This window comes from Sphingopyxis sp. H073, from assembly GCF_001468395.1.
In the GTDB taxonomy this organism is placed as follows: domain Bacteria; phylum Pseudomonadota; class Alphaproteobacteria; order Sphingomonadales; family Sphingomonadaceae; genus Sphingopyxis.
Map to the genome: position 1 here is coordinate 21,273 of NZ_LNSG01000008.1, position 23,177 is coordinate 44,449.

The 23,177-nt window shown below is 65.8% G+C and carries 15 protein-coding genes; 2 read left to right on the plus strand and 13 right to left on the minus strand.

Going from position 1 to position 23,177, the window contains the following annotated elements:
* Positions 1-56 precede the first annotated feature (56 nt).
* From ATE64_RS15225 to ATE64_RS15265, 9 genes are all read right to left on the minus strand, one after another.
* On the minus strand, positions 57-1,370 hold the full coding sequence (locus ATE64_RS15225) for a sugar MFS transporter (protein WP_058457052.1): 1,314 nt from the start codon (positions 1,368-1,370) through the stop codon (positions 57-59).
* Positions 1,371-1,419: 49 nt separating this feature from the next.
* Entirely contained in the window at positions 1,420-3,888 is a 2,469-nt protein-coding gene (locus ATE64_RS15230) for a glycoside hydrolase family 3 protein (RefSeq protein WP_231729112.1), read from the minus strand.
* Between the two features lie 112 nt (positions 3,889-4,000).
* The gene (locus ATE64_RS15235) at positions 4,001-5,191 is read right to left on the minus strand and encodes an MFS transporter (protein WP_058457053.1); all 1,191 of its coding nucleotides are present in this window, start codon (positions 5,189-5,191) and stop codon (positions 4,001-4,003) included.
* A complete protein-coding gene (locus tag ATE64_RS15240; RefSeq protein WP_058457054.1) occupies positions 5,181-6,233 on the minus strand; it encodes a LacI family DNA-binding transcriptional regulator in 1,053 nt (350 codons plus the stop codon). The genes ATE64_RS15235 and ATE64_RS15240 overlap by 11 nt, the downstream gene beginning before the upstream one ends.
* A 112-nt stretch (positions 6,234-6,345) precedes the next feature.
* A complete protein-coding gene (locus tag ATE64_RS15245; RefSeq protein ID WP_058457055.1) occupies positions 6,346-7,845 on the minus strand; it encodes a tryptophan halogenase family protein in 1,500 nt (499 codons plus the stop codon).
* Positions 7,842-8,870: a cupin-like domain-containing protein gene (locus ATE64_RS15250; RefSeq protein WP_058457056.1), complete on the minus strand. Its 1,029-nt coding sequence runs from the start codon at positions 8,868-8,870 to the stop codon at positions 7,842-7,844. Before ATE64_RS15250 ends, ATE64_RS15245 begins: the two co-directional genes overlap by 4 nt.
* Positions 8,863-9,582, minus strand: a complete 720-nt coding sequence (locus tag ATE64_RS15255) for a SapC family protein (RefSeq protein WP_058457057.1) — start codon at positions 9,580-9,582, stop codon at positions 8,863-8,865. The genes ATE64_RS15250 and ATE64_RS15255 overlap by 8 nt, the downstream gene beginning before the upstream one ends.
* 10 nt (positions 9,583-9,592) lie before the next feature.
* Positions 9,593-11,155: a tryptophan halogenase family protein gene (locus ATE64_RS15260; protein WP_058457058.1), complete on the minus strand. Its 1,563-nt coding sequence runs from the start codon at positions 11,153-11,155 to the stop codon at positions 9,593-9,595.
* Between the two features lie 103 nt (positions 11,156-11,258).
* The gene (locus ATE64_RS15265) at positions 11,259-14,264 is read right to left on the minus strand and encodes a TonB-dependent receptor (protein WP_058457059.1); all 3,006 of its coding nucleotides are present in this window, start codon (positions 14,262-14,264) and stop codon (positions 11,259-11,261) included.
* Positions 14,265-14,641: 377 nt separating this feature from the next.
* On the opposite strand from ATE64_RS15265, the gene ATE64_RS15270 reads away from it, so the two are divergent.
* Together ATE64_RS15270 and ATE64_RS15275 are read left to right on the plus strand one after the other, a co-directional pair.
* Positions 14,642-15,757 carry a transglutaminase-like cysteine peptidase gene (locus tag ATE64_RS15270; RefSeq protein WP_058457060.1) on the plus strand — a complete coding sequence of 372 codons (1,116 nt, stop codon included), beginning with the start codon at positions 14,642-14,644 and terminating at the stop codon, positions 15,755-15,757.
* 638 nt (positions 15,758-16,395) lie between these two features.
* Complete coding sequence (locus ATE64_RS15275; RefSeq protein ID WP_167541773.1) at positions 16,396-17,034, plus strand: response regulator transcription factor; 639 nt, start codon at positions 16,396-16,398, stop codon at positions 17,032-17,034.
* Between the two features lie 121 nt (positions 17,035-17,155).
* On the opposite strand, the gene ATE64_RS15280 is transcribed toward ATE64_RS15275, so the two are convergent.
* The 4 genes from ATE64_RS15280 to ATE64_RS15295 are packed head-to-tail and all read right to left on the minus strand — an operon-like array spanning position 17,156 to position 23,065.
* Entirely contained in the window at positions 17,156-18,427 is a 1,272-nt protein-coding gene (locus tag ATE64_RS15280; protein WP_156416558.1) for an HlyD family type I secretion periplasmic adaptor subunit, read from the minus strand.
* Complete coding sequence (locus ATE64_RS15285) at positions 18,424-19,488, minus strand: cell wall hydrolase (RefSeq protein ID WP_058457063.1); 1,065 nt, start codon at positions 19,486-19,488, stop codon at positions 18,424-18,426. The genes ATE64_RS15280 and ATE64_RS15285 overlap by 4 nt, the downstream gene beginning before the upstream one ends.
* Positions 19,485-21,617 (minus strand): type I secretion system permease/ATPase, encoded by a 2,133-nt coding sequence (locus ATE64_RS15290; RefSeq protein ID WP_058457078.1) that lies wholly within the window; start codon positions 21,615-21,617, stop codon positions 19,485-19,487. The genes ATE64_RS15285 and ATE64_RS15290 overlap by 4 nt, the downstream gene beginning before the upstream one ends.
* Before the next feature lie 50 nt (positions 21,618-21,667).
* Positions 21,668-23,065 (minus strand): TolC family outer membrane protein, encoded by a 1,398-nt coding sequence (locus ATE64_RS15295; protein ID WP_058457064.1) that lies wholly within the window; start codon positions 23,063-23,065, stop codon positions 21,668-21,670.
* Positions 23,066-23,177: the final 112 nt, after the last annotated feature.

Here is a 23,177-nt window from a genome sequence, read left to right on the forward strand (position 1 = left end):
CGCGAACCCGAAACCCGCCCCCCCCCCTTTCGGGTGGGCGGGTCCCCCTTTTCGGGTCAGGCGGTGCGATCCGCGAGGTCCGGCGCCGGCCGCCGGGCATACACGCCGAAGGCAGCGATGATCGCGTAGCAGGCGGCGGGCAGCAACAGCGCGAAGCCGAGGTGCCCCGTGAGGTCGGCAAGCGCACCGGTCGCAAGCGGAACGACCGCGCCGCCGAAGATCGCGACATTGATGATCCCCGATCCGTCGGCCGCGCGCGGCCCGAGCCTTTCGGACGCGAGGCTGAAGATCGTCGGGAACATGATCGAGTTCATCAGGCCGATGGCGAGTAGGCTGTAACCCGACACGCTGCCCGTTGTGCCGATCGAGATCAGGATCAGGGTGATCGCACCGACCGCGACGCACGCAAGCAGCTTGCCGGGGCTGATGACGCGCATCACCGCCGAGCCGATGAAGCGGCCGATCATCGCGCCGCCCCAATAAAGGCCGATAAGCTTGCCAGCGGCCTGTTCCTGCAGTCCCATCACGCCCGGTTGCATGAGGTAGCTGACGATCAGCGAGCCGATCGACACTTCCGCGCCGACATAAAGGAAGATGCAGAGCGCCCCGAAACCGAAGCGCGGCCGTTTGAGGAGGTCGAATCCCGTCAGCCCTGCGCTCGCCTCATGCTTCTCGCCCTGCAGACGGTTGCGGAACAGCCACACCGCTCCCGCCACCACCGCCAGCGCGACCGCGATACCGAGATAACCGTGGACGATCGCCTGGCTCTCGGCCGTCCGATAGGCATCGAGTTCGGCGCCCGACAGCTGGTCGGCGCTCACTTTTGCCAGGCTGCCGAGGATCAGCGCCGACCCCGCGATCGGAAAGATCGTCGTGCCAAGCGAATTGAACGCCTGCGCGAAGGTCAGGCGGCTGTGCGCGGTCTCGGGCTTGCCGAGCAGCGAGATCAGCGGATTGGCGACGACCTGAACGATGACCACGCCGCTCGCGAGGACGAAGAGCGCGAGCAGGAAGAGGCCGTAGGTCGCGGTCCGCGACGCCGGGATGAAGAGCAGGCAGCCGACCATCATCGTCAAAAGCCCTGCGACCGCGCCGCGCATATAGCCGATCTTCTTGACCAGCTTCGCGCCGGGAATCCCGATCAGAAGATAAGCCGTGAAGAAGCAGAACTGCACGAGCATCGCCTGCGTATAGTTCAGCGTGAACAGTTCCTTCAGCTTCGGAATGATCACGTCGTTGAGCGATGTGATGCCGCCGAAGATGAAGAACAGCCCCATGACGAACAAGCGCAGTTCGGGAGCATCGACATGCTCCCCGGCGCCCTCTCGGGCAATGGAATCATTATTGGTCAGATCTGGCGTGACGGCCACGATGTCTCTCCCCGGAGAAGCTGCTCCGCCAACCCGTGTGCGGGTTTGGCTATTTCACGGTCGGCGGGCAAGCGAGATTCTCGCCGACCGCCTCGATCCGCGCCGACAGCAAGGTCAGCGCGAGTCCCTTGTCGCCGTGCACCGTCGTCGCGTAGCCGACCTTGGTGAGGTCGGCACCCGCGTCGGCGAAGCAGCGCAGCGGAATCTTGATCGTCGAAACCTGCCCGGTCGGCGCGGCCTTGACCCAGCCGCTGACGTCGAATGCCTTGCCGCCGAGTTCGACCTGCGTCAGCCCGCTGCCGACAGCATCGATCCGCCAGTCGATGCGTAGCGCGAAGCTGTTGTTCAGCTGGCGCGACATATCGGCACTGGGGCCGGTCAGATGGAAGGACGCCGGCCCGCTCCACGCGAAGCTCTTGCCATCCTCCTGCGCCGCGACGTCGACCGAACGCGTCTTGAGGAGGCCATAGCTGCTGTCGACCGGGCCCGATTCGACCTGACGCGATCCGCCTGCATCGGTGACCGAGAGCAACCACGGCGCGCGGGCGCGGCCGCCCGAGAAGAAATTCTCGACGTTCAATATGCCGGCGAGGTCGAGGCCGAGCTTTTCGGAAAGCTGCGGAACCTTTGCCTTGTCGCCGTAGGCGAGGCCGTAGCCGACCGGGAACTGCGCCTTCTCGACCGGCGAGCGCGCGTCCGAGGGCCAGGCGAAGGGCAGCTTGCCGGTGAAGCCGCGCGCGGTCTTGCCGTCCTTGCCCGCGACCAGCACGTCGGCGACGCCGGCGCCCTGCGATCCCGGCAGCCACGCGGCGACGAAGGCATCGGCGGCGTTGATCTCGGGGTTGGTGAACATCGGGCGGCCCGACAGGAAGACCGCGACGACCGGGATGCCCGCCGCTTTCAATTTCTTGAGCGTCGCCAGATCTTTCGCCTCGGCGGGCTGGTAGTCGAGCGTCGGGACGTCGCCCTGAAACTCGGCATAGGGATGCTCGCCGAACACCACGACCGCGACATCGGGCTTTTCCTTGTAGAAGCCGTCGTCGGACAACGTCGCGATGCCGCCCGCCTCGCGGACCGCCTTGTCCATGCCCTCCCAGATCGTCTGGCCGTTCGGGAAATCGGCATGAGTCACGTCGGTGCCCTGCCAGCTGATCGTCCAGCCGCCCGACTGGATCGCCATGCTGTTCGCGCCAGGTCCGGTGACGAGTACGCGCGCACCGGCCTTGATCGGCAGGACGCTTCCGTTGTTCTTGAGCAGCACGAGCGATTTCGCGACCGCTTCACGCGCGATCGCAAGATGCTCGGGCGCGCCGACGGCGGCGAAATTGCCGCGATCGACATGTTCGACGTCGAACAGGCCGAGCTTGTATTTGACGCGCAGGATACGGCGCACCGCGTCGTCGAGGCGCGCGGCGGGAATCGTCCCGTCCTTTGCCTGGCGGACCGTCGTTTCGTATAGGCCCTTCCAGCTGTCGGGCGCCATGAACATGTCGAGCCCGGCGTTGATCGACTGCGGACAGTCGGTGACGGTGCAGCCCGCGACTTGGCCGTGGCCGTTCCAGTCGCCGACGACGAAGCCCTCGAAGCCCATCTTGCCCTTGAGCGCGTCGGTGAGCAGCCCCTTGTTGCCGTGATTCTTGACCCCGTTCCAACTCGAGAAACTGGCCATCACGGTCAGCGCGCCGGCGTCGATCGCGGCGGGATAGCCCTGTGCGTGCTTGGCGACCAGCTCGGCCTCGCCGATCTTGGCATCGCCCTGGTCCCTGCCCTCGAAAGTGCCGCCGTCGGCGAGGAAGTGCTTCGCGGTCGCGGCGACATGGCTCGCGTCAACCGAGCGGCCCGGGACGAGCGGCCCCTGCAGCCCGGTCACCATCGCCTTCGCATAGGCGGCGACGAGCGCCGGGTCGGACGAATAGCCTTCATAGCTGCGGCCCCAGCGTAGATCCTGCGGGACTGCGAGCGTCGGGGCAAAGGTCCATTCGATCCCGCTGCCCGAAATCTCGGCCGCGGTGACCGCGCCGATACGTTGGATAAGCTCGGGGTCGTGCGCGGCGCCGAGCCCGATATTGTGCGGGAACAGCGTCGCGCCCGGAATATTGTTATGGCCGTGGACCGCGTCGACGCCGAAGATGATCGGAATCGCAACGCCGTTCGCCTGCGGGCGCTGCGACACGGCGCGAAATTCGCCGACCAGCCTTGCCCAATCGGCGGCGCTCGACCGTTCGTTGCCGTTCGGGCCGCTGTTGCCGCCCGCAAGGATCGATCCGAGCGGATAGGTTTCAAGGTCCTTTGGCGTGATCGTGCTAATGTCGGCCTGGACGATCTGCCCGACCTTCTGCTCGATCGTCATTTTCGCCAGCGTCGCATCGATCCGCGCCTCGGTCGCCGGGTCGGTGATCGCAGTGGGGCTCTTGGCGGCGGGCCAGAGATCGGGGTGGACCGCAGCCGACGCCGCCTCGCCCGGAGCTTCTGCCATCGCCATGCCGGCGGTTCCCGTCAGCAGCAGCGCGGTCGCCATCGCTATCGCCTGTCGACGCATCTTCACTCCCATCCCATTTTTATGTGAACGTTATCAATCGATCTGTCGCACAGCCCCCTCGCGAAATCAAGGGGCCACGGCGGAATTGCGATCAGGCGCGTCGCGGCAACGTTGCGAGCAGTAGCACTGCGCACCCTGCGAGCCCCGCAAGCAACAGGAAAAGCGTACTGAAACCGAAGCTGGGGACGAGCGAGATCGTCAGCCAGGGCATGATCAGCGACGGGATGGTATTGGTGAGGTTGAAGAGGCCAAGATCGCGTCCGCGCCGTTCGGGACGCGGCAGGACGCGAAGCATCTGCCCCGAATGAAGCGACAGGAAGACTGTGGTCGCGATTCCGAAGCCCAGATAGGCGGCCTTTGCCGATGCCGCATCGCCCGCCAGCGCCATACCGACGAGGCCGACCGATGACAGGGCGGCGGCAAGGATGAGCGGGGTAAACGGGCGGTCGTTGCGGTCGGCCCAGCGACCGGCGAGGAGGGCAACGGGCACCGCGATCGTCAGCGCGATGCTGAAGATCCCTGCCTTCTCATGGTCGCCCATTGCGGGATCGATCGAGCGGAACCAGAAATAGAGATAGGCGAAGAGCGCCGCCTCGGCGATCTGGACGAGCAGGCGGGCGAGCCACATGCGCACGGCAGGCTGCGCCGGCTGCTTCGCCGCTTCGCCCTTCGCTTGGCGCTGAATCAGTTGGGGAAAGGGCTGCGGACGCCCGGCGAGCAGCGCGGGCAGGATCGCGAGCGCCATCAGCGCGGCGATGACCACGAGCCGCTGTTCGAGCGACACGACCCCCGGTAGCGTCACCAGCGCTCCCGACCAGGCGCCGAGTGCGGGCGAGAGGGCGAGCAGCCCGCCGAGCAGGCCCTTCTGCTCGTCGGGCACGAGGTCGCCGCCCCACGCCGCAAGCGGTCCGAGCATCATGTTGAGCGCCAATTGCCACGCGACGATGATCGCGACCAGCGCCGTGACATCTTTCGCCAGCGGCACCGCCAGCAGCAGCAGGATGGCGAGCAGCAATCCCCCCGCGATCCAGCCGCGCCGCCCGCCCGTACGGTCGCTGAGCCAGCCGAAGACGATGCCGCCGACGCTCGCCGCGACCGCGCCGAGGAAGGTCGAATAGCCGAGCCATTCGACATCGGCGGCGCCTGCGAGCTCGGCCATGCGCGCGGGCAGCAGCAGGGTCAGGAAGGGAACATAGGCGATCGCGCCGCCCGCCGACGCGAGTGCGTAAAGCAGCAGAAAGCGGGTCGACTGACGCCGCGGCGCCGCGGCTTCAGCCGCCATGCGGAGCGGTCGATCCGCGCTCGACCAGGCTGCCGCTGACCACGGTCGGGCCATCGGGCAGCTTCTCGCCGCGCTGCGCCGCGATGATCAGTTCGACCGCACGCGCGACCGTCTCCGCCACCGGCTGGTCGACTGCGGTCAGCGGCGGCTGGCTGAAATGGACGATCGGCGTGTTGTCGAAGCTGACGATCGACAAGTCGCGCGGCACGTCGAGCCCGAGTTCGCGCGCGACCTCCAGCGTCGCGAGCGACATTTGATCGTTGCTCGCGATGATCGCGCTCGGCGGGTTCGGTCCGGCGAGCAACGCGCGCGCGCCCGCTTCGCCCGAGGCATAGCTGAAATCGCCCTCGGCGAGCAGGCCGTCGACGGGCAGCCCTGCTGCCGCCATCTCGGCCCTCCAGCCGTCGATGCGCCAGTGGCTGAGGTCATATTCGACCGAGCCCGAGATGAAGCCGATGCGCCGGTGCCCGAGATCGATCAGGTGCCGCGTCGCACGCGCCGCCGACCCCTCGTCGTCCATCGTCAGCGCGATCCCCGCCGCGCCGCCGTGCGAGCCGATCCGCGCAAAGGGTATCCGCTGGTGATGAAGCAGGTTCACGATCAGCGGATTGTCCGAGTGTGGCGGGGTCAGGATCACGCCATCGGGCTGCAGCGCGGCGATCGTCGCGCGGAGCTCGCGTTCGACATGATCGCTATGCGTATCGACCAGCTCGAAGATCATGCGATAGCCATATTCGGCGCATTTCAGCATCCCGCCGAACAGCATCTGGTCGACCCAGTCGGTGCCCTGCCGCGCCTTCCAGTCGGCGATCGTGCGTTCGCGGTCGTTGATCGCAAGGATCAGGTACGAGCGCGATCCGCTCATCCGCTGTGCAGCGATCGAAGGAACATAGCCCAGCTTGTCGATCGATGCCTGCACGCGCTCTTTCATCTCGGCGCGAACATTGGGTTCGTTGTTGATGACGCGGCTCACCGTCTGCAGCGACACGCCCGCGTCGGCCGCCACATGCTTGATCGTCACCGATTGCCGCCGCCGCCCCATCAGCCCCGCTGCCCCTCCGTTTCGCTCCACTGCGGACTGCTAGCGTTCCCATCGGCGCATTGCCAGACGCGAACCCGCTCGATTTCCATCTTTTTCAGGGCGCGGAGCCCGATCACGCCGCCTGCGGCTCCGCGGCGCCGCAATAGCGTGCGACATAGGCGTGATGATCGGGCAGCGTCGCGGCGGTGCGCGCGACATTTTCGCGCAGGCCCGCCATGAATTTCTCAAGCTCGTCGTCGCCGAACTTCTCGGCGATCGGGTGCCAGCTCTGCGGCTCGACCCCCTGCCCCATCATCACCTGCACCCAGCTGTTCTCGGCGAACAATTCCTCATTCTTGCGGAAGGTGCGGCCGGTTTCGCGGAACAGCTCGATCTTCTGTTGCAGGCTGTCGGGGACCGGCATGTTCGCAACATGGCGCCAGAACGGGCTGTCGCGGCGCTCGGTCGCCTTGTAATGCAGGATCACGAAGTCGCGGATCTGCTCGATATCCTGCCGCTGCTGCTCGTTGAACTCGATCGCGTCGCGCTCGCTGACGCGGCCGTTCGGCATCAGACGGATAAAGCGCAGCACCGCGCGCTGGATCAGGTGGACCGTCGTCGCCTCGAGCGGCTCGACGAAGCCGCCGGCCAGCCCGACCGCGACGCAGTTGCGATACCATTGCTTGCGGCGGACCCCGCCCTTGAACTTGATGTCGAACGGTTCGATCCGCGGCGTCCCGACGCTCGACATGAGCCGGTTCAACGCCTCATCGCGGGAGAGATATCCGCTCGAATAGACGATTCCCGCGCCCATCCGGTGCTGCAACGGAATGCGCCATTGCCAACCGGCGTCGTGCGCGATCGCCTGCGTATAGGGCATCGGCGGGCCGAGATGGTCCGACTGGACCGCGATCGCGCTGTCGTTCGGCAACCAGTGCGACCAGTCCTCGAACCCCGCGTGGAGCGCACCGTCGATCAGCAGGCCGCGAAAGCCCGTGCAGTCAACGAACATGTCGCCCTCGATCCGGCGGTCGCCGTCGAGCAGCAGCGCGGCGATGTTCCCGGTCTCGCCGTCGAGTTCGACCTTCTCGATCCTGCCCTCGACGCGCTTCGCACCGTCGGCCTCGGCGAGCTTGCGCAGGTAGCGGCCGTAGAGCGTCGCATCGACATGATAGGCGTAGTTCATCCGGTCTTCGGGCAGATGCGCGAACTTGCCCTGCAGCCCGGCGACAAGCTCCAGGCAATAATCGTCATAGCTGTGCGGATAGCCCTTCGCGCGCGCGGCGAGCCAGAAATGCTGGAAACCCGCCGACCAATGGTCCTTCCCGCTGAGCCCGAAGCTGTGGAAATAGCTGTGCCCGTCATATTTCCAGTTGTCGAACAGGATGCCGAGCTTGAAGGTCGCCTGCGCCGCGCGCATGAATTCCGGCTCGGCTATGCCGAGGATACGGTTGAAATTGACGAGCGGCGGGATGGTGGATTCACCGACGCCGATCGTGCCGATCTGTTCGGACTCGACGAGCGTCAGGTCGACCGTATGCCCCAGCGTCCGTGCGATGGCGGCCGCCATCATCCAGCCCGATGTTCCGCCGCCCGCGATCACCACACGGCGAAGAGGATTGTCCTGGTTCATCGGCTGAGAGTCCTTAGCAAAAAGGCGCGCAGCCGCCCCGCCGTCTCGGGAGTGAGCGGGGCGAGGATGCTACGCGCGGATTCGGGAATATGGTCGGTCACGCCGCCATCATTTTCGAAGACATAATGGTCGAACAGGTCGCGCCAGATCGCCTTGTCCTCTGGCGGCAGATCGCGGATGGCGAGGATCGCGTGATTGAGCGCTTCCTGCGGCTGGCCGAGCCACGCCGGGATGCGCCGCCACCAGTAATTGACGAGGATGTTGAAGTCCGCGAGCCCCTCGACATGGTGCCACCACATCGAGGGGATGAAGATCGCGTCGCCCGGTTCGAGCTCGACGGTCAGCGCATGCGCCATCGCAAGGACAAAGCGCGGATGCGCGGCGAGATCGGGGGCATCGAAATCGACCATGCTGACGACGCGCCCCGCAGGGGTGTGGTCGATCGGCCCGAGATAGAGGTTGCGGAACTGGTCGGGCGGAAACAGCGTGAAGCGCCGCCGTCCTGCCGCGCAGCAGGCAAGATTGTCGGGAAAATCATTATGCGCGGCGATGCGCGTGCGCGTGCCGATCCAGATGCTCTTCAGCGGATCGCGCGCGCCGAGATCGAGCGGATTGGCCTCGTCGAGCCCGTCGAAATGCGTCGGGATGTCGATCGAGGCGAGATAGACAGTGCGGATGTCGCCAAGCTGTTCGCCCTTGTCGATTCCGCCGAAGATATCGGCGAGCTTCCCAGTGCCGGCGCGGAAATTCATCGCCATATCGTGATCGTAGAACAGCCGCCCGTCGTGTCCGGGCGGCCCGATCGACACCATGAACGGACGGTCGCGCGCGTGATCGAGAAGATAGCGGCGGACGTCGCGCGCCGAGCGTTTCGCCGCGGCGACGAGCGGCCAGTCGGCGACGAGCCCGCGCAGCACGAAGGGTTCGCGCGCATCGTCGAGCAGCGAATCGAGCCCGGCGCCGCTCCACTCGCGCTCGGGTACGCGGGCCAGACGGTCGTAGATCGGGCCGTCGCGGTCAGCCATGGCGCCGCCTGCGGTTCTTGCGGTCGACGAGCGGACGAAGTTGCGAGAGCGACGCGAGCGCCATGAAGATCGGCATCAAATGGCCGCCCTCGTGGAGCTTGCCGACCGCCGCGGGGTCGAGCGCACGCAGCTTCGCCTCGTCGATGATGTGGAAACCGACGAGCGAATTGACCGATCCGTCGTCGAGCGTCACCTCGAGCGTGAAAGGTTCGAGCAGGTCATGCGCGACGAGCGCGTCGAAGAAAGCAGCGCTCTGGCGATAGCCGAGGTCGAGGTCGCCGAGCTTGCCCGCGATCTCCTCAAGATACGGAGTCGCGAGCCCCGCCGCGTCGAACAGCCGCACCCCTTCGTCGCCCGACGCGATGCGCGGGTGCGCAAGGTCGACATGCACCTGCGCGGGGCCGTCGCCGCTCGCGGGGCGGCCGACGAGGAAGGGCTGGATCGCGAGCGACAGCGGCCGGTATCCGGCATCCCAGCGCGCGCCGTCGAGGAACAGATTCTCGCCCGATTCGAAGCCGAGCAGCGCGACCGCGAAAAACTGGTCCTGTCCGGCCTCGCGGCGGAACAGGATCGGGAAATGGCCCTGGATGTTTCGGAACTCGGACGGCACGGTCAGCGTCGCCATCACTCCGTCGCCAAGGTCGGCCCCCGCATCGACACGCACGCGCAGATCCTGGTGGACAGTCTGGTCGAGAATAGCGTGGTTGGTCATGCGGGTCTTTCTATTCGGCGGCAGCTTCTGCTGCGCCAGGGCGCTCGCCGGCGAGTGCGTCGAGATAGGCGCGGTTGGTCGGCAGGCCGGCCGCGAGCGTGCGAGCGCGCTGGCGCATCTCGGCGAGCGCCGCCACCGCACCGTCGCTGGCGGGCCAGCCCGCGGGCGGCGGAAAGCCCATACCGTAGAGGATATATTGATGACTCTGCGCCGAGAAAATCTCGTCGATGTAGGGGAAATCCGACGATGACGGCGGCTGGTCGCGCCACAGCGTCAAGAGATCGGCGAGGTGCGGCGGGATATGGTCGGGGTCGCGGTGTGCGCGCCAATAGGGCTCCTCGCGTCGGCTCAGCACATAGTGGAGCTTCAGAAACTCGATGATGCGATCCCAGCGATAGCGGAACAGCTTGTTGAAGCGCCCGGCATGGATATCCATCGCCGCGCGGTCGGCCGGGAAATTGTCGATGAGCGCGCGTAGCGACAGCTCGATCAATACAATCGCCGAGGCCTCGAGCGGTTCGACGAAGCCCGCAGCGAGCCCGACCGACAGGCAGTTGCGTTCCCAGAAGCGCTCGCGGTGACCGGTCTTGAAACCGATATGCCGGAACGGCACCCCGAACACATTGCTGTCGGGCACGGCGCCCGGCAATTCGCGGGCTATATAGTTGCGAAGGATCGCCTCGGCCCGCTCGGCGTCCATGAAGCGGCTCGAATAGACGCAGCCGATGCCGCGCCGCGACGGCAGGCCGATGTCCCAGATCCATCCCGCTTCGTGCGCGGTCGCGATCGTCTGCGAGGCGATCGGGCTGCCCGGCGGCACCGGCACCTGCGAGGCGATCGCGCGGTCGTTGAACGCATGGTCGCTGCGGTCGACCCACTCGACCCCCAGCGCGCCGTCGATCAGCAGCCCCTTGAAGCCGCTGCAATCGATGAAGAGGTCGCCTTCGACCTCGCGGCCGCTGCGTGTCGTCAGCGCAGCGATATCGCCATTTTCGGCGTGCCGGACGCCGGTCACATGGTCGAGGATATGGGTGATCAGCGGGTTCCGCTTCGCGTGAGCGCCGAGCAGCGCGCCGAATTTCTCGGTCGCGAAATGATAGGCATAGTTGGTCGCGCCCTGATAGCCGGGCATCGCGCGCTGGCGCGGCGCGAGGTGGAGGTCGCAGACCGCGGCCTGCGCGCTCATCGCCGCCGCGAAGGGCTGGTCGGGCGCGGTCGCCTGCCAAGCCGCGAGCAGCTCGCCGATCGGCAGCGGCGGCGGTGTGGTGAAAGGATGGAGATAGCTGTCACCCGCCGACCCGTCGACCCAGCCGTCGAAGCGCGACGCCTGTTTGAACGCACCGTCGCACGCAGCCAGAAATTCGGCCTCGTCGAGCCCGATCGTCTGGAGCGTCGTGCGCATCGTCGGCCAGGTGCCCTCGCCGACCCCGACGATCGGCACATCGGGCGCCTCGACCACGGTCACCGACAGCGGCGCCGCCTTCGCGCGGCGTGATGTCGCGATCAGCGACGCCGCCAGCCACCCGGCGGTGCCGCCGCCCACGATCACAACCCTCTCGACCTTTTGCGTCATTGGGAACGTTCCTAAGCCACTCGCAACGATCCGTCACGCAAAAGAGCCGCACCCCATGGGAGGCGCGGCTCTCTCGCCAACGGGCGGACGGGGGACGCCGCGCCTAGAAGGTGAACCGGACCCCGGCAGCGTAGCGGGCATAGCCCGGCGACACGAAGCTCACGTTGTTCTTGCTGCGGAGATGCCCCCGCCGTCCTTCGCCCGTCAGGTTGATCGCCTCGACGAAACCCGTAAGGCCCGGGATGAACTCATAGCTCGCGCTGGCGTCGATCTGCCAATAATCCTCGACATAGAAGGGGTTGGGACCGGTGCCCGAAAGATATTCGTCGCGCCAGTTCCACGCCACACGGCCCTGGAGCGGCCCCTTGTCGTAGAAGACCACCGCGTTCGCGCTGTCGCTGAGCCCGGTCAGCGCGAACTGCGGGACCGACGACGGCTGCGTATTGTCGTAGGTCGCATCGCCATTGACGATCGTGTAGTTCAGGATGACGCCGAAGCCGGTGTCCCAGAAGCTGTGCTGGAGCGCGAACTCCCAGCCGTTCAGCGAGGCGGTCTGGTCGCTGTTGATCGGCGTCGTGATCTCGAAATTCAGCAACGGATCGCCGGGGGCGCTGTTGATGATGTTTCCGGTCACCGTGCTCGGGAAGTTGGTGATGATATATTGGCGGATCTGCGCCACCGTCGCACTGGCACCGAGCGCGGCGATCGCCGCGTTCCAGCGCGGGCCGCCGACCGGGGTCGTCAGTCCGAAGGCATTGGTGTCGATCCGCGTCGACGAGATGAAGTTGCTGACATCCTTGTGGAAATAGCCGACCGACAAATAGCTTGCCGGGGCGTAATACCATTCTGCCGACAGGTCGATATTCTTCGACTTATAGGGGATCAGGCCCGGGTTACCCTGTGCGCCGGTGCCGCCGCCGACGCGGAACAGCGTATCGATGGTGCGGCCGCCCTGCATGCTGGCATAGTCGGGACGCGTGATCGTGTGGCTGTACGATGCGCGCAGCTTCACATTCTCCATCGGCGAGACGTCGAGGTCGAACGCCGGCAGCCAATTGTCATACGAGCCCTTGAAGCGCGTGAACTGGCTGTCGCCCGAATAGACGACGTTGAACTCATTGTCGCCGACCCAGCGGGTATCGACCGGGACCGGAACAAGCGCCGCCGACGAAATGTCGGTGGTCTCGTAGCGGATGCCGGCAACGAAATGACCCGGATTGCCGAACAGGTCGAACACCGCCGAGGCCTGCAGATAGGGTGCGAGCGTCTTTTCGGTGATGCGGCGATCGGTGTTGAACTTCGCAAGGCAGGTGCCGGGCACGCCCTGCGCCCCCGTCTGCGGGCTGCTGCACGTGCCGTACAGCCCCTCGATCAGGTCGACCATCCGGCCGAAATCGAACTTGTAGAAGCTCTGGATCATCCCCGGCTGCGCCAGCCCCGGGAATTTGTCGGGAATGGTTTCGAGCTCGAAGATGTCGTCGGGAATATCCGACGCCGGACCCGCACCGCCCCAGGTGTCGTTCTGGATCGTACCGAAGGCCGAACGCACCTTGTTCTCGACATAGGACACGCCGAAGTCGATGGCATCGAGCAGACCGCTGTCGTGGTCGTATCGGCCGCGCAGCTGGACCTGGTTGATCTCGTCCCTGAAATAGGCGTTGCGGAAGGCGTTGCCCGTCGGCGTGATCAGCGCGGCATTCAGCGGGTCGATGCCCGGATGCATGTTGTACGAGATGACCGGCAAGTCATTCTCGAAATTGATCGTCTGGTTGGCGACGCCAAACACCGCGTTGCCGACCGAGATGCTCGACCCATAGTCGTTGACGGGCTTTACCGTCGCGGTCGAATGATGCGCGTCGAGTTCGAAGCTCACGCCATCGGAGCCCTCCCACTCGACGTTGAAGCCGAGCGACTTGTTCTCGGCGCGCGTTTCGGTGAGCGCGCCGCTGTACGACAGATCCTTGCCGATCGCGCACTGGTTCGGCGGCGGCGGCGACGGCGCGGCGCAGCCCGGTCCCGGGGGACCGAAGCGTTCGGTATAGAAGATCGGGCCCGCGACCGGACCGTCGGTCCACGCGCTCGACGTATCCTCATGGTTGAACCAGACGCCGACGTTGCTGTTGCGAGTCTGAACGGTGTTGCGCGAATAGGTATAGTCGATCGTCGCGGTCAGCCCGTCGGTCGGGCGGAATTGCAGCACGGCCTGGCCGTTGATGCGCTCGCGGTCGATATCGTTGAGGTCATAGGACGCGTTCTGCGGCACCTGATAGACATCGGTCGCGTCGGGACGATTGGTGATGTTCGGGAAGCGCGGGTCGCCCGGCTGCGCGAGTGAACCCCAATTATTCTCGCTGCCCAGATAGCCGTCGCGCCAGCCGACGTTCGCGGTGTTCGTGCTCGACTTGCGCTTCTGGTACGAGCCGCTGATCGCGAAGCCGATGGTGTCATCGGCAAAGGTCGTGCTGAAGATGCCCGACACTTCGGGCGTCACCGAATCGCCACTGTTGCGCGAGGAATCGACCACCGCCTTCGCCGACAGGCTGCCGTGCATGCCCGGCTTGTCGAGCGGGCGCGGCGTGCGGATATTGATCGACGAGCCGATGCCGCCCGACTCGATCGTCGCGCGGCCGCTCTTGTAGACCTCGACGCCCGAAATCGATTCCGACGCGAGGTTGGCGAAGTCGAACGAACGCGACGAGGGCGCGCTGCCGCCGTCGCCGATGAAGGCGGTCGGCATCTGGCGCCCGTTGAGCGTCACAAGGTTGAATTCGGGTCCGAAGCCGCGAACGGTGACGAGCGAACCTTCGCCGTTCGACCGGTCGATCGAGACGCCCGTAATGCGCTGAAGCGATTCCGCGAGGTTGGTGTCGGGGAATTTGCCGATGTCTTCCGCCGAGATCGCATCGACGACGCCCTGCGCATTGCGCTTGATATCGGCCGACGCCTCGAGGCTGGCGCGAATACCGGTAACGACGATCTCGTCGCCCACGCTATCGCTGCTGTCCGCCGGAGCTTCCTGCGCCATAGCCGCCTGGGCCGCGCCCATCAGCGACAGCGCCGACGTGCCGACCAAAAATTTGGCGAGCCAATGCTTGTGCGAAGCCTGCATCCCGTAACCCTCCCAAATGCGCCGTTCTGGTGACGGCATTCGAATAATGTGAACGTTCACCTAGATGATAACGTTCTCTTTGTCAATGCATATGCGGGCAGTTCCTCTTCTCGGCGCCCATCCTCACAGAAGGGTTCCGCGGCGTTTCGCGCCCTGGTTTTCAGCCAAAATGAGGCGAAAGGCGAGGGACCGGGGCAGCGAAAGGTCCCCGGCGCCTGCAGGCATGAAGAGGCATTGACTACGAATTCCATCGCGCCGGTGGGCGGCTGCCGCGCCGCCTTCGCGAGACGTGATCGCAGGGGCCATTAAGCTTATTCTTACCTTGTTCAGGCATCTGCCGAAGCATGATGAGCCGGCTTCTCTCATCCTGCTCGCCCATGGCCCGCACCGCAATCGCGGCGGCGGCAATGCTCGTGGCGACCGCGGCGCAAGCCGCGATCGACGCCGACGTCGCGAAAACCGGCAACGGAAAACCGGGCTGGTTCAATAGCGACACGTGCCACTCCGTCGCCAATACCGCCATCCCGGCATCGATCGCTTCGCCGACCGGTACGCCCTACCGGCAATTGAGCGCGCTCGACCGGATGCGCCTGCGCCAGGAGGGCGGCGTGCTGGAGCCCGCCGCCACGGGGCGCACTCCGTCCGCCGACGCCCTGCAGGCGATGGCACCGGCGAGTCCAGCCACTTGCTCCGGCCGCCCGGCCGTACCCGGCCGCATCTCGCGCCCCGATTTCTTCGAACCCGTTGCGAGCGATCCGGAGTCCGAACTCGGCACGGTGGCGCTCCCGGTCGCTCATACGCGCTTCGACGCCCGCTGGGACCGCGTCCGGCGGGCGGCGCCGGGGCCGCTGATGCACGCCGAACTGCGCAAGGCCGGCGTGACCGCCGGGATCGACGAGCGGGATTTGCTCCAGCGCGTCAACCAGGGTGTCAATCGGACGCTCGCCTATGTCGAGGACGAGCGCAACTACGGCCAGCGTGACTTCTGGGCGACCGCCGGGGAAACGCTCGCGCGCGGCCGCGGCGATTGCGAGGATTTCGCGATCCTGAAAATGCAGATGCTGCGCGCCGCCGGGATCGACGACGACCATATGAAGCTCGTTCTGCTGCGCGACCTCGCGCTGGGCGCCGACCATGCGGTGCTGCTCGTCCGGGCGAAGGACGGCTGGCTGGCGCTCGATAATATGACCGACCGTCTCTATAGCGGCCCGCAAGCCGGCGAGTTGCGGCCTATGCTGTCGTTCAGCGGCGCGCGACGCTGGATTCACGGCTATGCCGACAGCCAGCCCGCGCCAGCACAGCTCGCCGTTCCGGGAAATGCGGATGCCGTCCCGGCGCGGATAGGGAATTGGACGATGACAAGCCTTGGCCGACGGCCCGAAAAGACCGCCGCAACGCGCGACACCGCGACCGGCTTCGTCCTGGCCAGCCTGACGGCCGCGCGGACGGTGCGCGACATGGTCGGCCGACGGCGGCTGTTCGAAACGCGATAACAAGGCACGCGACCACCTTAACATTACCATCGATACGGGCAGCGATATCGTGCCAGTTCGGTAGCGTCGCGCGCGACGCGACTCGCCGCGTGCCGAGTCTTCGTGCGACTCGGGCGATGGCCTAAATGATTAAGAATTGTGACCGAACCGATCATATTTTGGGACACTTAGCTCGCACGCGGGCGCCGGCTGAGCTATCCATAGGGGTAGCACCGCATTGCTCGCTCCCGCACTCAGGCATCGTTTAACATTCTGCATTTCATGTGTTAAACAACGCCCACTCTTCGGAAGGGCCGACAGGGGACAAGGGGGGCGGGAACGGACGCTACCTCTTTGGGGGTAGAGGGCTGAATCCCGATGGAATCCCTAAGCAAATTGTATAACCATATTTGCAGTAAATCGATCACGAATCGAAAAAGTTAACGCGATTTAACAAAACAAGCGATCCGGGTTTGATGATCGGCGGGGACATGCGGTTCGAGTGACGTTGAAAAACAAAATGGGTTGCCTTGACTGAACTTTCAGGGAGGCGGGTGATGTTGGAGGTGGTTCAAATTTCGCTGGTGGCGAAAAACGAAATCGCAAGGGAGGGTTTGCGAAACATACTTTCGAGTGACAATTTTCGGATCGAGGCTTCGGTGTCGGATATCTCGGCGCTTCTCGACCCACAGGGGAATATCGAACGCGACGACGATCATCATGTGATCGTGATCGACAGCGGAAACGCCGGTTTCGGGCTCGACGCGTGCCGCAAGCTCGCCGCGAAGCGAAGCAGGACACGGTTGGCGCTGCTCATGGACCACTATTCCTTCGAGGACGTGGTCGAAGCGTTCCAGATCGGCGCCGATGGCGTCATCATCAAGGAAATTTCCTGCGCACCGCTCACCGAATCGATCCGGCTGGTGGCGCTTGGCGAAAAGGTTTTCCCGTCGCAGCTGGTCAACAATCTGACGAGCTGGATTCCGACCGCGATTGCGGGCGACTGGAAGGTCAGCGCGGCGTCGGTCGGCCTGTCCGACCGCGAGATCGAGATTCTCGAAAGCATCATGGCGGGCATGGCGAACAAGGTCATCGCGCGGCAATTCGGGATCTGCGAAGCCACGGTGAAGGTGCATGTGAAGGCGATCCTCCGCAAGCTGGGGGTCGAGAACCGCACCCAGGCCGCGACGTGGGGAGTCAAAAACGGTTTAGGTGAACCGGTGCAGCTCAATTTGCGGGAGGTACGGCCGGCGCGGGCTCTCCCCAGGCTGTCACCGGTCACGGGACGGGCGGCCTGATCGCCGCGACGATCTGAACGAGAGCCGCGCACGCTCTCGTTCGCTGCGACAAGCATCAAAAAGAGCGGGCTCCGGATCGAATCCGGGGCCCGCTTTCATTTTGGATCCCGACCGGCGGTGATCAGCGTTCGGTAAAGGCTTCCGAGCGCGCGCGCAGGAAGGGCTTGAACAAGTAGCTGAGCACGCTCTTCTTGCCCGTGATCACCTCGACGTCGCAGATCATGCCGGGGCTGATCGGCAGCTTGCGCTGCCCGCTCTTGAGGTAAGCGACGTCGGTCTCGACAACGACGGTAAAATAGGCCTCTTTTGCGACCTCGTCATAGATGCTGTCGGCCGAGACCTGCACGACGCGGCCCGCCAAGGCGCCATAGATGGCGAAGTCATAGGCCGTGACCTTTACATTCGCGCGGTCACCGACCTTGATGAACGCGATGTCGCGTGGCGCGACGCGCGCCTCGACGAGCAATTTGTCACCGACGGGCACGACCTGCATGATCTTCTGTCCCGCCTGGACGAAGCCGCCGACCGTCGTAACCTGCACGTCGTTGACGATCCCGTTCACGGGCGAGCGGATTTCGCTGCGGTCGCGGCGCCCGGCGGCACCGCGCAGCGACTCGGAATTCACTGCCATCTTGGCGATCAGCTGGTTGCGTTCGTTGAGCGCCTCCTGCCGGAATTGCAGCCCCGCCTCCGACATCTGCGCGCGCGCTTCGCTGATCGCGGCGGAGGCGCGCGAGGCCGCCTGTTCGGCGGCAGCGAGCTTGCCGCGGATTTCGGTCGCCTCGCGCCGCGCGTTGAGCAATTCGGTTTGCGGTACGATCGATTTCGCCGCGAGCGGCTCGAGCAGCTCGACCTGATTCTGCGCGAGGCCGAGGCTCGATTTCAGCGACGCGATCGTCGCCTGTGCCTCGTCATAATCGCGGCGGCGCTGCTCGACCGCGGCGGCGAGCGCGGCTTGCCGGCTCTTGAGCGCGGCGGCGCGCACCGATTGCAGGTCCGCCTCCTGGCTGCATTCGACCTGGCTCTGTCCGGGGCCGCAAGCGGCGCCCGCTCCGCTGCCGCTCCCCTCGCGCCCCAGGCGCGCCGCGCGCGCGGCAAGCGAGCGGTTCTCGGCCTCGATCTGGCCGAGCTGCGACGAGGATTCGGTGTCGTCGAGCCGCACGAGCAACTGCCCCCGGCGCACCGGCTGCCCCGGCCGGACGACGATGTCGAGGATCGTCGCCGGTTCCGACGACTGGACAACCTGTGCCTTGCTGGAAGGGATGACGCGGCCCTGTCCGCGCGTCACCTCCTCGACCTTGGCGAAGCTCGCCCAACTCACGAAAACGAACAGCCCGACGGCCGACGCCAGGATCACCCGGCGGGTGCCCACATAGGGGCGCGCTCTGATCACGAACCGCTCTCCTTCAATCCGATATCAAAGTCGCCGCCCTGTTGCGCGGCGATCATCCGCGACGCGCGGCTCGCTTCCTCGGGCGCCGGGATCGCGAGCTCCCAGCCCTTCGCAGTGTCGAGACGGCCGCCATTGTCGTTTTCGGCGCGCCGGTCCTGCAGCGCGGCGGTCGGATCGCCCGCCGCCGCAAGCGTCCGCCCGTCGCCACCTGCGCCTCCGCCGCCCTTCGCGAGCGAAGCACGCGGCAGGATCGCCGGTATGGCTTCCATTCCGCTATAGCGGCCCGAAAAGGCTCCCGGCGTGCCCCAGCGGCCCGGCCAGCGGTAAAAGATATGCGCGCCGATCTGCGCGAGCTTGACCAGCTTGGGCGCCCAATAGGGCGACACATAATTGGCGTGATAATGGGTCGCATAGCCGACCGACGGTTCGACATAGCCATTGAGGGCGGCGAGCGCGACTTCCTCGGCTTCCTTCCACGCCTCGGTATTGGGCCGCCGCTTCAACGAGCCGTCGCAGGTGAAGCTGAACTGGCACACCGGCCGGTTCACCCCCTGATAGACGACGCCGCACACCGATTTCGGAAAGGCAGGGTGCATCATGCGATTGAGCACGACCTGCGCGACCGCGCGCCGCCCCTTGACCGGTTCGAACCCGGCCTCGAAATAGACCGCCTGCGTCAGGCATTTGAGCGCGGTCAGCCGCGCAATCTGGTCGGCGGCCATCGGCTCGAAGGGCCGCGCTTTCACGACCGGGCCGTGGGCGAAGGGGATCGCCTCGTTGCGCGTGATCGCGGTCTCGGGCGCCTCGACGATCATCTGCGCGGGGTCTTCGGTCAGCTTGATCAGTTCGACCATCTCGCGGTCGAGCTTGGGCGGCCGAGCGTCTTCCTGCGCTTGATAGTCGGCTTCGCCGACGCCGAACAAGTCACCGAGCCGCGCCCACAGCGCGTTCGAGGTCAGCAACGACACGACGACGACGATGCCAAGCACCCACAGCGCGGTGCGACGATTGTCGTCGGGCGCGACAGTGCCGTAGCGGCGAGGGGCGACCGCGGCGCTCATGAAAGCGTCCGCTGCGCGAGGATCTCGTCGCGCGGGCCGTCGGCGACGATCCGGCCATTGTCCATCACGATCAGCCGGTCGACGAGGTTCAGCACCGCCATCCGGTGCGTCGCGAGGATCAGCGTCTGGTCGGCGGGGATCGCGGTCCGCAACCGGTCGACGAACAATTGCTCGGTCTGGCTGTCCATTGCCCCGGTCGGCTCGTCGAGGAAGAGCAAGTGCGCCGGGGTCACCAGCGCACGCGCCAGCACCAGGAAGCTGCGCTGCCCGCCCGACAGGCGCGATCCGCGCTCGCCGATGTGGAAATCGAACCCCGTCGCGTCGCGGCCGATGAAGGCATCGGCGCCCGACCACTTCACCGCTTCGATGATCGCGGCGTCGTTCGCTTCGTTCGCGCCGACGAGCAGATTCTCGCGCACCGTGCCACTGAACAGCTCGGCGTCCTGCCCGACGAAGCGAAGCGTTTCGCGGAGGTCGTGCGGATCATATTGCCGGCTTTCGAGGCCGTCGATGCGATAGCTGCCCGCGGTCGGGTCATAGAGGCCGCAAAGCAGGCGGCCGAGCGTCGATTTGCCCGATGCGACGCGGCCGATCAGCCCGATGCGCTCGCCGGGCTCGATCGTCAGGCTGATATCGGCCAGCGCCTCGCGCTCGGTATCGGGATAATGGAACCCCGCATGGTCGAGCTGCAAGCGCCCACTGCGGATCTCCGGCGTGATCGAGCGGCTGCCCTTCTCGCGCTCGTCCTCCTGGTCCATCAACAATTGCAGGCTGTTCAGCGTGACGAACGCCTGCCGCCCGCGCGTCATCAGGAAGGCGAGCTGCCCGACTGGGGCGAGCGAGCGGCTGGCGAGCATGACGATCGCGATGATCGCGCCCATCGAGATGATACCGGCGTTGAACAGGTAAAAGCCACCGATGATCAGCGCGATGCTCGTTCCCTGCTGGCAGAGCGTAGCGAGATTGACCGCGGTCGCGGTCAGCTTGCGCATCTCCTCCTGCGTATAGGCGTTCGATGCCGAGAGCCGCCGCCACTTGCCGAGCATCCGCCCTTCGGCGCGGCACGCCTTCACGGTTTCGAGGCTGCCGATCGATTCGATCAGCGTCGTCTGGAGCAGGCTGGTGTCGACCTGCGCGTCGGCGACCGCGAGGCTCATCCGCCGCTGGAGCAGCCAGCCCATGACGAGCATGATCGCCATCGAAACGATGGGGATCACCGCCAGCCAGCCGCCGAGCACCGCGATCAGGCCGACGAAGACGAAGAGGAAAAAGATGTCGGTGACCAGCACGACGGTGGTCGAGGCGAAGAAGTCGCGCACCTGTTCATACTCGGTCACCCGCCGCGCCAGTGCGCCGGTGCTGCCGCGCTGCGTCGCGAGCGGCAGGTTCAATACCTTGTCGAGCAGGCGCTGCGACAAGCGCGCGTCGATCCCGCGTCCGACCTCGTCGATCAGCCCGGTTCGCGCGAGCCGCAGTCCATATTCGACCGCGATCGCGAACATCGCGCCGAGCGCGAGCACCCACAGGCTCGACGCCGCCTTGTTCGGGATGATCCGGTCATAAACGTTCATCGTGAACAGCGGCATCGCGAAGGCGAGCAGGCTGATCAGGAACGACGCGAGCATGACATAGGCATATTGCCCGCGCTCTTTCCACACCTCGCTCCAGAACCAGTGATGCTTTGCCGCCTCGTCCCACGGCCGCTCGCGCGCCGCCTCGCTCGACGGATCGTGGCGCACGATCACGCCCTGCCCCGAATAGGCGGCCTCGAGCAGCGCGCGGTCGACGCGGACGTCGGCGCTCGCACCCGGCAGGCGCACCGAACAGGCGTCGCCATCGAGGTCGGTGAGGATCAGCGGCCGTTCGCCATCGACGAGCAGGATCGCGGGCACGTCCTGCGTGTTCCAGCCCGCCAGCGGCCGGCGCACGAGATGGCAGCGCAGCCCGACGGCATCCAGCGCATGGTCGATCTGGTCGAGCGGGACGAACCCGTCCTCGTCTAGCGCCAGCCCCTTCTTGACGCGCCCCTCGGCGAAGGGGCGCTCGAACATCGCGGCGATGCCCGCGACCGTATCGAGCAGTTCGTCGCCATCGGCAGGCGCGGCCCGCCAGCTATCGAACCCCGTCATCAGCGAAACGTCGCGAAGTCGGCGGGCACCACGCATATGACCCGGAAAATTCACCGCGGTTCCCGCATCGAGGCCGGATCGGTCTGCGGTGCGGGCTTGACCTTGAAACGCTCGCGCGCATCGGCGATCGCGGCCTTCGGCGGCGCGACCTCCATCGCCGCGAGCAGGTCGTTGAGCGCCGCCAGCAATTTGAACTCGGCGTAAAATTGCGCGAATTTGGCCGTCTCGGCGCGAACCTGGACATTGTAGCGGGTGTTCTGCGCGTCGAGCACGTCGAGCAACGAGCGGCGGCCCACGTTGAACTGGGCGCGGTACGAGCGCAGCAGTTCGTCCGACACGCGGCTCTGCTCTTCGAGTTCCTTGACCAGCCGGCCTTGCGCGTCCCACGTATTCCAGGCGATGCGCACATCCTCTTCGGCTTCGCGCACCATCTGGTCGACACGGAAGCGCGCCTCGCGCTCGCGGCGGTACATTTCCTGCACCTTCGACTTTTTGATGCCGCCGTTGAAGACGTCCCAGCGCATGACGACGCCCGCTTGCAGATCGTTGGTCTCGCCGCGGAAGCCGTCGATATCGTCGCCGATGCGCGCATTGCCCTCGAGCGCGAGCGTCGGCATCTGCTCGGCCTTCGCCTTGCCGACCATCGCGTGCGCCGCGTCGAGATCGGCCTGCGCCTCGCGCACGCGGGGGTTGCGCTCGCGCGCTCGGCCGAGCGCTTCTTCGAGCGAGGCGGGGATATTGCCCGCAAGCGACGGCGGCAGCGAAGCGCCGTCGACAAGTTCGAGACCGGTCAGCGTCCGAAACGACGCCCCCGTGTTGACGAGGTCGAGGTTGGATTCGGTCAATCGCGCCTGCGCCGCCTGCTGCCGCTCTTCGGCCTGCTGCTGGTCCGCGATGCTGAGCGAACCCTTCGCAACGCCTTCGCGCAGGTCCGCCACCAGCTTGCTGTGGAAATCGATATTGTCCTGCGACGCCGCGACAATGCGCTGCTGGAGCAGATAGTCGAGATATTGGCGCGTCACCTGCAGCGCGATGAACTGCGAGCGTTCCTCGACGCGAAAGGCGGCGCCGTCGGTCCGCGACGCCTGGCGCTTCACTTCCTTGCTCCGCACCCCTCCGTCGAACAGCATCTGTTCGATGCGCAGGCTGCCTTCGACCGGATAGAGCTTGTCATCGGCGATCCCGAGATTGCGCCGCGTGCTGTTTTCGAGCCGGCGGATTCCCGCCGATCCCTCGACCGAAACCCGCGGCAGGAACAGGCCCTGCGCCTGTTCGCGCTCGAATTCGATTGCGGTACGGTTTTCCACCGCCTGGTTGATTTCGGGGTTCGTCTGCATCGCCGTTTCGACCGCAGTCTTGAGCTCGACACGCTGCGCGCGCGCCGTTCCCGATATCGCGACGACGGCGACGGCGGTGAGCAACAAGGCTGCTGTACGGATCTTCGGCATCTTACTTCCCCTGCTTTTCCCTCGGTCGTCGTCGGCGGATAGCGGTCCCGGCCAGTCGGCCTGCGTTGCTTCCCCCGTTGCGCCCCTTGTCTTTTGTTCCGTCTTTCGTGCG